The following is a 9,968-nucleotide window of genomic DNA, read 5'->3' as shown; positions in this document are numbered from 1 at the left end:
CTGGTATCCGATCAAGGATCGCAAGGCGGTAACCGCTTTCCGCGCGGCGCTGAGGGAGACCGCCATCCCGAAGCTGCTCGACATCGCCTTCGAGATACGGCCCGCCTCGGACGAGCCCAGCCTCGACGGCAGCGGGCTGGTGGTGGTCAACCCGCCCTATACGCTGGAGAGCGAATTGCGGCTGTTGCTGCCGGCCCTGCACAAGGTACTCGCCGTCCGGCAGCCGTCGCGCTGGATCTTGGAGTGGTTGGCAGGCGAGTAGGGCGTCCGCGTCGCTTTAAGCCAGCGCCGAGGGGGTCACGCCGGTCAGCCGCCGGCTTTCACGGATCAGATGCGCCTGGTCGGTATAGCCGGCCTCGACCGCCAGCAGCGCGGTAGAGGCATCGCTTTGCTGTCGTTGCAGGCGCCGGTACCGGTGGAAGCGCAGGATGCGGTCGAGCGTCTTCGGGCCATAGCCGAAGGCGTCCTCGAAGCGGCGTCGCAGCGTCCGTTCGCTCATATGCAGCTGGCGTTGCAGGAACGGAACCAGCGGCGTTTCCGGAGGCAAACCTTCGTGGATGACGCCGAAGGCCCGATCCATCTGCGGGTCGAGCGCGTCGCGTCCTTCCGTGCGTCCTCCGATCGTCTCTTCCAGGTGACGAACCAGTTCGGCGAGGTTGTGCGTCGGTCTGATGCGGTCGGAAAGCTCCCGACAACGCGTGCCCCACAAATCGCTGAGGTCGAGCCGCCCGCCGACGATCTCGCCGGCCGGCACGCCCAACCAGCCGGCGGCTGCGCCCGGACGGAAGCGGAAGCCCACGATCACAGCGCCGGCGGCAGGCCGCTCGATCTGCGGCTCCTTGTCCGGCCCGGCTACGCGGAAGCGGCCGTCGATCCATTGCAGGTCGATCGTCGCGTCCGGCGTGATGACGATGGGTGGAACGGCGCGCTCGTCCATGCGGTGGACCCAGACCGCACGGAAGGCGGCGGCCAGGCCGCCAGCGGCGGGCCGTTCGCTAAACAAGCCGGTGGTCTGCGCCAGGACCGGTTCCATTCTCTCTCCGATCTGCTCCAGCGGGAGTTGCCGGATCGGTGCAACGGTTATTTTGGCCGAAATATTCAATGCCGGCCACGTCATCCATGACAAAACGGGTGGAACTTCAACGCGCTTCACGCGCTCGCATCAGAACCGCATCCGTTTGCGGCTGTGGTCACGAATATAGAAGGGAGTGAGAGAAATGAAAGCTCGCATCACCGTGTTGACGCTCGGCGTCGACGATCTGGAAGCCTCCCTCAAATTCTATCGCGACGGCCTCGGCCTGCCCACCGAAGGCATCATCGGTCGCGAATTCGAGCATGGCGCCGTCGCCTTCTTCGATCTCGCCGGCGGCCTGAAATTCGCCATCTACGAGCGCGCCAGCATCGCTTGGGATGCCACGGTGCCGCAAAGCGGCCGCAGCCCGACCGAATTGACCATCGGCCACAATGTCGGCAGCGAGGCCGAGGTCGACGCCGTGATGGCCGAGGCCGTCAGGGCCGGCGCGCGCGTGGTCAAGCCGGCGCAGAAAACCTTCTGGGGCGGCTATGCCGGCTACTTCCAGGATCCCGACGATCACCTGTGGGAAGTCGTCTGCAACCCGGCCTTCGTCCCCGAGGCCTGAGCGGAGCGACGTTTATCATCGAGAGGAGGTCGCCATGCCTGTTCAAACCATTCAAGCGCTTGGCGCTCTCCTCATCGGCGGCGTGTTCGTCTTCGCCGGCATCGAGCATTTCCTGAAATTCGGGGCGATGCGCGACTATCTGGCCGCGCAGAAATTCCCGGCCCCGGCCTTGATGCTGGCCGTTGGTTCGACGGTCGAGGTCATCGCGGGTCTCCTGCTTGCCATCGGCATGGCCCGGTCCTTCGCCGCCGGCGCGCTGGTCGTCTTCACACTGGCGACGAACGCGATGCTGCTGCGCTTCTGGGCGAGCGCGGAGCCGGAGCGCCAGGTGCTGCGCAACGCCTTCCTGATCAACATTGCCGTCATCGGCGGGCTGCTGCTTGCCGGCACGTTTTGATGGCGGATGAAGCCTGGAACGAAGTTTGCGGAACCCCCAAAAGTCTCTTCCGAAAAACCTTTATTCACGACCGCTTGACCGCCGCCAAGCGAATCCGCACAGTGCGGAGAACCGACCTCGAGAGGCTGTCATGACTCGCTTCGCCCATTCCGCTCTTGCCGCGCTGGTTGCGCTGTCCACTCCCTTTGCCGCTCCGCTGGGCTTCACCCAGGCGGCGCAGGCCGCCGACCTTTCCGTCTACAGCGGCGACGATGGCAGCGTCTGCGGCGAAAGCTGGGTGCTGAATAAGATCACCGACCGCTTCTCCTACCAGGTGCATCACGTGCCGCATCTGCCGGACGTCGCGATCACCGATTTCCGAAACATCCGCCAGCATCGCTACGAGCCGGCGAGCGACGAATGGCCGATCGGCCGCCACTATTGCCGCGCCATCGTCAACCTGTCGGATGGCCGCGACCGCTCGATCTTCTACCTGATCGAGGAAGGCCAGGGCTTTGCCTCGATCGGCGACAATGTCGAGTTCTGCGTCTCGGGCTTCGACCGCTGGCTGGTCTATAACGGCCGCTGCCGCGTGCTGCGGTAATTTTTGCGGCCGGTAGACATTGAGGCCGGCGCTCTATGGCGCCCCCTCTGGCCTGCCGGCCATCTCCACCACGAGGGGGGAGATTAGCAGCTTCGGCGTCCAGCTCATTCCGCAACGTTGGCGATTGGCGAAAGCCGGCGCGCCATCTGATCTCCGCTAGTATGGGGGAGATGCCCGGCAGGGCAGAGGGGGGCGCTGTCCCTCCGACCCATACTGATTGACTTTTTATCAAACGTCTCCACCAGCAGCCCGCGCCATTAGCAGCGCGCGCTCCCGCTCATTGCCGGTCAAGTCGGCGGCGCGGCGAAACTCCGCGCGCGCTTCCTCCATCCGTCCGAGCTTGGCCAACAGGTCGCCGCGCACCGTGGGCAACAGATGCGTATCCTTGAGCCGCGGCTCGTCCCGCAACGCATCGGCGATGGCCAGTCCTTGCGCCGGTCCGAACGCCATGCCGGCCGCGACCGCACGGTTGACCTCGACGATCGGCGAGGGGGCCGCCAGCGCGAGCGCCTGGTAATAAGCGGCGATGGCGATCCAGTCGGTGTCGGCCGCGCTCATCGCGCGGGCATGGCAGGCGGCAATCATCGCTTGCAGCTGATAGGGACCTGGCGTCGGCGTGAGCGTCATCGCGCGTTTCAGCCCGTCGAGGCCGCGCCGGATCAGCGACCAGTCCCAGCGGCTGCGATCCTGATCCGGCAGCAGGATCGGATTGCCCGCGCCGTCGGTGCGGGCGCCAAAGCGCGAGGCGCTGAGCTCCATGAGCGACAGGAGTCCGATCACCTCCGGTTGCTCCGGCATCAGCGTCGCGAGCAGGCGGCCGAGGCGCAGGGCCTCGCCGCTGAGATCGGCTCGCAGCCAGTCCGGTCCGGAGGACGCGACATAGCCCTCGTTGAAGATCAGATAGATCACTTCCAGGACGGCCCCCAGGCGCTCGCGCCGCTCCTGCCCGCGCGGCGTCTCGAAGGCGATGCCAGCGTCGCGTAGTGCCCTTTTGGCGCGCACGATGCGCTGGGCGACGGTGGCCTCCGGCACCAGGAAGGCGCGTGCGATCTCCGGCGTCGACAGCCCGCCGAGCATCCGCAAGGCGAGGGCCGCGCGCTGCTCTGCCGGCAGCACCGGATGGCAAGAGGTGAAGATCAGGCGCAACAGATCGTCGTCGATATCCTCATCGAGCGCCGCCTCGATGTCGGGCATCGCGCGCTCCAGCTCCGCAAGATCGACGTACAGCTGCCGATGCTTTCCATCGATCAGCACGGTACGGCGCAGCCGGTCGAGCGCCCGGTTGGTGGCGACCCGGGTCAACCAGGCGGCCGGGTTATGCGGAATGCCGTCGCGGGGCCAGCGCTCCAGCGCCAGCACGAAGGCATCCTGCACCACCTCCTCGGCCAGCCCGACATCGCGCAGGGTGCGGGTGAGCCTGGCGGCGAGCTTCGGCTGCTCGATCCGCCAGACCGCTTCGATGGCCGCGGCTGCGGTCAACTCTTCAGCCCGCTGAAACCTTCGGCCGCCTTCTGGACATCCTCGGGAAAATCGCTCATCTCCTGAACGCGACGGACCTCGATGACGTCATTGTCCCCGGCGGGGCAGCGGCGGGCCCCTTCGATGGCCTCCTCGCGCGAACGTACGTCGATCATCCAGTAGCCGCCGAGCACTTCCTTGACCTCCGCGAAGGGGCCGTCGGTGACAGCCGGCTTGCCGCCCTTGAAAGACACCCGCGCCCCAACTGACGGCGGATGCAGCCCATCGAGCGCAAGCAAAACGCCGGCCCGCTTCAGCTCCTCATTGTATTTCATCATCGCCTCCACCGCCTCGGCACTCGGCATCACGTCGGGAGCCGCAGTCGCATAGCCGCCGGGGATCATCAGCATCATGAAGCGCATCAGTATCTTCCTTTCGATCGGGTTGCTTCGATCCTACGACGAACGAGGATCGGCGGAATCGACAACAGTGCAAAAAATTAGGTCGTGAACCCATAAACGGGAACGACGGTGGAACTTGCGTCCCGATATCCTGCTTGTTTGATAGGCCTCGCAAGCGGCCATGACCCGCCCGCGAGGCAACCGAAGATCGCTTAGTGACCGACGGGAACAGTCGCGGAAAAAGCTCCGAGCCAATAGGCAACCGACAACAGCCAAGCAATCATCCCAGGGAAGACGAATACGAACAGAACCTGCTTTGTGTGCTCGATGCGTGGTCCGAGTAGGGCGTGCAGGAAAAGGCCGGCGCCCAGAAGAACGCCGATGAAGCAAGCCGCGCCTGTCATGCCGAAGGAAGCACCCGCTATCCAAATCGATGCCGGCAGATGCACGCACATCCGTGCCGTCCAAACATTCTGGTGCCCGGCACCGTTGATCGAGGCCATGTCGACCATCGCATCACTGAACAACCACAGGTATCCGGCGAATTTGATTTCGGCGCTACCGGGGAGCAGTGCCACCACCGGCACCAGCGCAAGGTGGTAAAGAAGGCCCATGCTGTCGCCCAGGAACAGGCTTTTGTGCTTGGATGCGAACATCGCGATCCATCCGCACATCGAGAGCAGGGGAAGATATTTAATGTAGTCGGTGAACATGGGACGTTCCTCGTCTCCGTGCCGCAGCACTTGGTTGACAGAGGCGCTCAACCGATCCGACGATGCCATGGGCAAAAAAACGCGCAGCAACAACGGGCGGGCTGATACGCTCGCTTCCGTCGAGGTCCGCGGCCCCGCGAGGGGCTGGAAGAACTGTTCCGAAGAACAGTGGCCGGGGCTCACCTAATACCGACCTGCCATTTTCGACGCGTTCCACATGGACCGTGGCAGCTTTGGCGTCAAGCATCGTGACCAAAGATGCAGCCTTCCTTAGCGACCGCTGGTTGATCGGCTGTACCTTTCCAAGAGTGGCGTAAGTTGATTCAAGCTGCGCAGGAGCCGATACGGCCTGACCGACTTTGAGTGGCGCGTGCCACGTGTAGACGACCGGCGCATGCTGAACGGCATCTTCTGGGTGCTGCGTTCCGGCGCGCCATGGCGAAAGGCAGATGTTTGGGTCTGGCTGATGGACGTCATCTGCTTGCCGGAACAATCGTCCTGGCCGACACGACCTATGACGCTGATCGGATTCGGACATCCCTCCGAGAGAAAGGAGCATTTGCCAACATTCCACCGAAGTCCAATCGAAGGTCAAAGCCTTCCTTCAGCAAATGGCTGTATCGTCGGCGTAACCTGATCGAGCGGTTCTTCCGGAGCCTGAAGCACTTCCGCAGGATCGCCATCCGCTATGAGAAGCCGGCCGAAAACTTCTTGGCGATCTAGTTCGATCTATCCTGGGCACTGTGTGGACCGCGGGACATCGCCGTCGTCACACGCGCACGCCTTGGCCGGACACATACGCGCAGATCAGCTCGACGAGCTGCTTCTGCAGCTCCGGCGCGTCGAGCATGTTGCGCCGTGCCGCGTTGTGGATCACGCCTTCGACCGCCGAGGAGAGTACGCGCGCCATCGTCTCGGTGTCCTTGCGGCGCTTGCGATATTGCGCGACGGCGGCCGCGTAATGTTCGAGATAGCGCGCCTGGAACGAGGCATGCGCGGCGCGTGAGCCGCGGTCGCCCGGCACCTCGTCGAGCAGCACCTGATGCAGCGTCGGATGGATCGAGTGCGCGCCGATCATGCCGCGCACCAGCTCGCGCGCGAATTGCTTGAGCGGCTTCTCGTCCGCAGCCGCTTCGCGAATCACCAACAGCACATGATCGAAGTGACGGCGCCGGACCGCTTCGACCAGAGCCAGCTTGTCGGGGAAATATTGATAGAGCGAGCCGATGCTGACGCCGGCGGCCTCCGCCACCTTGTTGGTGGAAAAGCCCGCCCAGCCGAGCTCGCTCAGAACGTGAGCACCGGCTTCGATGATTGCCTCGACGGTGGCGATCGAACGCGCCTGGCGCGGCTGCTTGCGCATGCGTGCGGCCGGCTTTGCAATGCGAGTAGACATGCTGGCCCGTCTCCCGAGAATATAAACAGGATACTCACATTCATTTCGCCAACGCAAATGGGGCCGCAAGGATGAGTGCCAAGACTTTGCTGAAAAGCCTGCTCGCCTACCAGGCCTGGGCGAATGATGAGCTCGTGGAAAGGCTTGCCGGAATGGATCCGGCTCGCGACGCCGGACAACGCCACGCCGCGTTCCGTCTGATGAACCACATTCACGTCGTGTCGCGGATTTTCGCTGCGCATCTGAAGGGTGTCGCCCATGGCTATGCGGGCGACAATACGCCGGATACGCCTCAACCGCTCGAGCTGCGCGTCGCCTTGGCCGAGGTCGATCGCTGGTATCTCGATTATCTGGAAACCGTTTCGGAGCAAGGGCTTGCCGACCTGGTCGCCTTCACCTTCACCGACGGCGACAAGGGTTGCATGACGAGGCAGGAGATGCTGACCCATGTCGTCTTGCACGGCGGTTACCATCGCGGCGAGATCGGCCGCATGCTGGCCGCGGTCGCGGTCTCGGCGCCCTGGGACACCTATGCCGTCCATCTGCATCGCTCCGAGCCGGCGCGCCGTCTGCAGGGCTAACGCAAGCCGGCAATAAAGATTGGTGGCGGGGCTGAAATATGAGCTTGAAGCTCACTTTTAAGCGTCCAAGCTTTGATCGTCTCACCTGGCCGGTTCATCTGTAGATGTTTTCGCTGGACAAGATGAAGCCGGCGTTCGGCGGCATGTTCTCTATTGTGAGCACCTTGCTCACATTTTTGATACAAGCTTATGCCGCGCATGGATGGATGATCGGGTGATAGAAGTCGCGCGAAGATCTGTGCGGCAGGCCGTCACTTCGAAAGTGACAGATTCGCTCACAAATTTTCGATGAGATGCATCTTCGTGTAACCAAAATTCAATAACTGAAAATCATTGTGTTGCTTCGCTGGCTAGACAGTCGCGAGTCAGATATGCATAGACACGCCGGGTCACTCACGACCATTGGCAAAACGCAAGGGGCATCGCATGGCAAAGACGACAACCAAGGCGCCGGCAGCGAAAGCGCCGGCAAAGAAGCCGGCAGCTAAGGCTGCCGCGAAACCTGCAGCAGTGAAGAAGGCAGCGGCACCGAAGGCAGCCGCCAAGCCGGCGGCCAAGGCAGCAGCCAAGCCCGCCGCCGCCAAGAAGCCGGCGGCCAAGGCCGCGGCAAAGCCCGCCGCCAAGGCAGCCGCCAAGCCGGCGGCCAAGGCAGCAGCCAAGCCCGCCGCCAAGAAGCCGGCAGCGAAGGCAGCGGCCAAGCCCGCAGCCAAGGCTCCGCTGAAGGCCGCCGCCGCCAAGGCGCCGGCAGCCGTGAAGAAGGCAGCTCCGGCGAAGAAGCCGGCCGCCAAGAAGTAATCGCGTAGCTTCGCTTGGCTGGCGCAAACAGGTGAGGGCGGGTGCCACCAGGCACCCCTCTCGCCAATTCGGTGTCAGAATGGGCGGAGTCGGAGCGGACGCTCCTCCTAAAGCTCTCGGAAATTTTGCTGCCAGCAAAACTTCCGGGAGCTTTTTTGTTGGCGCGCCTGCGCAGGCAAACAGCGTTGGCTGATCCGGATCGGCCCGCTGGCCGTTGCCCTTCGGACCCCGGTCGGTCAACAGTGCCGCAAACAATTGGGAACCCGATCATGCCGAAACTGCTCTATGCTTCCACATCCCCTTATAGCTCGAAGGTCCGCATGGCGGCCGCCTATGCCGGCATCGCCATCGACCTCGTGCCGGTCAAGACGGAGGACAAGCCCGCCGAACTGATCTCGGCCAATCCGCTCGGCAAGATCCCGGCGCTGGTGCTGGAGGACGGCCGCTCGATCTATGACAGCCGCGCCATCACCCAGCATCTCAATCGCCTGTCGAAGAACGCGCTGTTCCCGCGCAATCCGGACAAGCGGCTCGAGGCGGAGGTTCTGGAGGCGCTTGCCGACGGCATCTGCGACTGCGCGCTGTCGATGGTCTATGAGCGCCGCACGCGGCCGGAGGCGATGGTCTATCAGCCTTGGCTCGATCGCCAGTGGGGCAAGATCACCACCGCCCTCGACCTCATCAACGCCAACCCGCCTAAGCTGCCGAAGAAGATCACCGCCGGCCACATGGCGCTGCGCGCAACGCTTGGCTACCTAGCGCTGCGCTTTTCCGGCCAATGGGAGAAGGGCCGCGGACGTCTGGTCCGCTGGGCCGCGAGGTTTGATGAGAAGTTCCCGGAACTGAAAGGCAGCGTGCCGGGGTAGATACAGTTGATCTCCCCCTCGGAGATTGGTTAGCTTGAACCCCTCCCGCTTCCATGCTTGCATGACATCACCCAAGTCGGAGTGGTGAGCATGGCAAAGCTCTCGACCAGCGTCGCGCCTGACCCGATGGTCGCACGCCTGCGCGCCGCTCTCGGCAAGCGCGCCTTCACCGAGCAGAAGATGTTCGGCGGCACCTGCTTCATGATCGACGGCAACATGCTGATCGGCACTTCGAAGCGCGGGCTTCTGGTGCGCGTCGGCAAGGACGCGCATGCGGCCGCCGCGGCACTTCCTCATGCGGGCACGATGGAGATGGGCGGGCGCTCGATGGAAGGCTATATCCGTGTCGCGCCGGAAGGCACGGCAACCGATGCCGATCTCGCCGGCTGGCTCGATCGCGCATTGGCTTTCGTCGGGACGCTGCCGGCGAAGGCAAAGGCGGCAAGGAAGTCGTCGTAAGCCGATCATCAAGTTTGTTGCCTTCTCGTACAAAGTTCTCGAAACCGGCAAGCTGCTGGGCTAGAAAGGTTTTCGAGAATGGCGGCGCGACAACCGGGCAATGACCAAAACCGACGAAGACAGCTCCAACGGCGCACACGCCTTCATGCCGCCCGGCGATTCCGTGGAGCGGGCGGCGCGGCCGCGCAAGGCGCTGCTGTCGTCCTCGATGGTCGGCTCGACCAATCGCGGCCGCGTGCTGCAGGCGCTGTTCGACCTTGGCCCGACGAGCCGCGCCGAGCTGGCGCGGCTTGCCGGCGTCAACCGCACCACCATCTCCGGCATCGTCCAGCCGCTGATCGACGACCAGGTTCTGGTTGAGAGCGATCCCATTCCCGCCAATCCCGGCGGCGGCAAGCCGGCCCGTCCGCTCTGGTTCTCGCCCAAGGCGCGGCCGATCTGCGGCGTGTTGCTGATGCCGGATGCGGTGCATGCCTGTGTTTCGACGCTCGACGGCAAGATCGAAGCCGAGCGCAAGATGACATTGCCCGACGGCAACGGGCCGGTGCAGCCGATCATCGAGACCATTGCCGAATGCGTCGGCAGCACGCTGGCCAAGGCGCGGCGCACGCCCTTCGGTATCGGCGTCGGTGTCGGCGGCATGGTCGATACCGATCGCGGCGCGATCGTCACCGTCAAC

14 protein-coding genes and 1 pseudogene are annotated in these 9,968 nt (G+C 63.9%); 10 read left to right on the top strand and 5 right to left on the bottom strand.

Features of this window, described 5'->3' with window-relative positions:
• Positions 1-262: 23S rRNA (adenine(2030)-N(6))-methyltransferase RlmJ (gene rlmJ, locus EOD07_RS11000; protein WP_127235455.1), on the top strand; the 262-nt coding region annotated here is incomplete at its 5' end.
• Positions 263-277: 15 nt separating this feature from the next.
• On the opposite strand, the gene EOD07_RS10995 is transcribed toward rlmJ, so the two are convergent.
• Positions 278-1,033 carry a helix-turn-helix domain-containing protein gene (locus tag EOD07_RS10995; RefSeq protein WP_127235458.1) on the bottom strand — a complete coding sequence of 252 codons (756 nt, stop codon included), beginning with the start codon at positions 1,031-1,033 and terminating at the stop codon, positions 278-280.
• Positions 1,034-1,217: 184 nt separating this feature from the next.
• Here EOD07_RS10995 and EOD07_RS10990 point away from each other — a divergent pair, with 184 nt between their 5' ends.
• From EOD07_RS10990 to EOD07_RS10980, 3 genes are all read left to right on the top strand, one after another.
• On the top strand, positions 1,218-1,640 hold the full coding sequence (locus tag EOD07_RS10990; RefSeq protein WP_127235454.1) for a VOC family protein: 423 nt from the start codon (positions 1,218-1,220) through the stop codon (positions 1,638-1,640).
• 34 nt (positions 1,641-1,674) lie between these two features.
• Positions 1,675-2,037, top strand: coding sequence for a DoxX family protein (locus tag EOD07_RS10985; RefSeq protein WP_127235453.1), 363 nt, complete (start codon positions 1,675-1,677; stop codon positions 2,035-2,037).
• A 130-nt stretch (positions 2,038-2,167) separates the two neighbouring features.
• Positions 2,168-2,620, top strand: a complete 453-nt coding sequence (locus tag EOD07_RS10980) for a hypothetical protein (RefSeq protein WP_127235452.1) — start codon at positions 2,168-2,170, stop codon at positions 2,618-2,620.
• A gap of 228 nt (positions 2,621-2,848) precedes the next feature.
• Here the strand turns inward: EOD07_RS10980 and EOD07_RS10970 are convergent, their stop codons facing one another.
• From EOD07_RS10970 to EOD07_RS10960, 3 genes are all read right to left on the bottom strand, one after another.
• Positions 2,849-4,099 (bottom strand): RNA polymerase sigma factor, encoded by a 1,251-nt coding sequence (locus EOD07_RS10970; RefSeq protein ID WP_127235451.1) that lies wholly within the window; start codon positions 4,097-4,099, stop codon positions 2,849-2,851.
• Positions 4,096-4,500, bottom strand: coding sequence for a YciI family protein (locus EOD07_RS10965; protein WP_127235450.1), 405 nt, complete (start codon positions 4,498-4,500; stop codon positions 4,096-4,098). The genes EOD07_RS10970 and EOD07_RS10965 overlap by 4 nt, the downstream gene beginning before the upstream one ends.
• Positions 4,501-4,691: 191 nt before the next feature.
• Positions 4,692-5,192, bottom strand: coding sequence for a hypothetical protein (locus EOD07_RS10960; protein ID WP_127235449.1), 501 nt, complete (start codon positions 5,190-5,192; stop codon positions 4,692-4,694).
• Positions 5,193-5,684: 492 nt separating this feature from the next.
• Between EOD07_RS10960 and EOD07_RS10955 the strand changes: the two are divergent.
• Positions 5,685-5,915 (top strand): annotated as a pseudogene (locus EOD07_RS10955) (transposase); the annotation flags it as partial.
• Between the two features lie 46 nt (positions 5,916-5,961).
• On the opposite strand, the gene EOD07_RS10950 reads toward EOD07_RS10955, so the two are convergent.
• Complete coding sequence (locus EOD07_RS10950; protein WP_348627751.1) at positions 5,962-6,588, bottom strand: TetR/AcrR family transcriptional regulator; 627 nt, start codon at positions 6,586-6,588, stop codon at positions 5,962-5,964.
• Positions 6,589-6,659: 71 nt separating this feature from the next.
• On the opposite strand from EOD07_RS10950, the gene EOD07_RS10945 reads away from it, so the two are divergent.
• From EOD07_RS10945 to EOD07_RS10920, 5 genes are all read left to right on the top strand, one after another.
• Entirely contained in the window at positions 6,660-7,169 is a 510-nt protein-coding gene (locus EOD07_RS10945) for a DinB family protein (RefSeq protein WP_127235448.1), read from the top strand.
• A gap of 426 nt (positions 7,170-7,595) precedes the next feature.
• Positions 7,596-7,964 (top strand): hypothetical protein, encoded by a 369-nt coding sequence (locus tag EOD07_RS38110; protein ID WP_206519456.1) that lies wholly within the window; start codon positions 7,596-7,598, stop codon positions 7,962-7,964.
• 269 nt (positions 7,965-8,233) lie between these two features.
• Positions 8,234-8,830: a glutathione S-transferase gene (locus EOD07_RS10930; RefSeq protein ID WP_127235447.1), complete on the top strand. Its 597-nt coding sequence runs from the start codon at positions 8,234-8,236 to the stop codon at positions 8,828-8,830.
• Between the two features lie 90 nt (positions 8,831-8,920).
• Complete coding sequence (locus tag EOD07_RS10925; protein WP_127235446.1) at positions 8,921-9,289, top strand: TfoX/Sxy family protein; 369 nt, start codon at positions 8,921-8,923, stop codon at positions 9,287-9,289.
• A 100-nt stretch (positions 9,290-9,389) separates the two neighbouring features.
• Positions 9,390-9,968 (top strand): MarR family winged helix-turn-helix transcriptional regulator (locus tag EOD07_RS10920; protein ID WP_164772168.1); only part of this gene is annotated, 579 nt, incomplete at its 3' end.

The organism is Mesorhizobium sp. M2C.T.Ca.TU.002.02.1.1 (assembly GCF_003997225.1).
The sequence above is the reverse complement of the archived record's forward strand: the minus strand, read 5'-3'. Positions and strand labels throughout refer to the sequence as shown.

Coding starts and splice junctions, on each gene's coding strand:
- EOD07_RS10995 (WP_127235458.1), bottom strand. CDS start 1,033: ATGGAACCGGTCCTGGCGCAGACCACCGGCTTGTTTAGCGAACGGCCC.
- EOD07_RS10990 (WP_127235454.1), top strand. CDS start 1,218: ATGAAAGCTCGCATCACCGTGTTGACGCTCGGCGTCGACGATCTGGAA.
- EOD07_RS10985 (WP_127235453.1), top strand. CDS start 1,675: ATGCCTGTTCAAACCATTCAAGCGCTTGGCGCTCTCCTCATCGGCGGC.
- EOD07_RS10980 (WP_127235452.1), top strand. CDS start 2,168: ATGACTCGCTTCGCCCATTCCGCTCTTGCCGCGCTGGTTGCGCTGTCC.
- EOD07_RS10965 (WP_127235450.1), bottom strand. CDS start 4,500: ATGCGCTTCATGATGCTGATGATCCCCGGCGGCTATGCGACTGCGGCT.
- EOD07_RS10960 (WP_127235449.1), bottom strand. CDS start 5,192: ATGTTCACCGACTACATTAAATATCTTCCCCTGCTCTCGATGTGCGGA.
- EOD07_RS10950 (WP_348627751.1), bottom strand. CDS start 6,588: ATGTCTACTCGCATTGCAAAGCCGGCCGCACGCATGCGCAAGCAGCCG.
- EOD07_RS10945 (WP_127235448.1), top strand. CDS start 6,660: ATGAGTGCCAAGACTTTGCTGAAAAGCCTGCTCGCCTACCAGGCCTGG.
- EOD07_RS38110 (WP_206519456.1), top strand. CDS start 7,596: ATGGCAAAGACGACAACCAAGGCGCCGGCAGCGAAAGCGCCGGCAAAG.
- EOD07_RS10930 (WP_127235447.1), top strand. CDS start 8,234: ATGCCGAAACTGCTCTATGCTTCCACATCCCCTTATAGCTCGAAGGTC.
- EOD07_RS10925 (WP_127235446.1), top strand. CDS start 8,921: ATGGCAAAGCTCTCGACCAGCGTCGCGCCTGACCCGATGGTCGCACGC.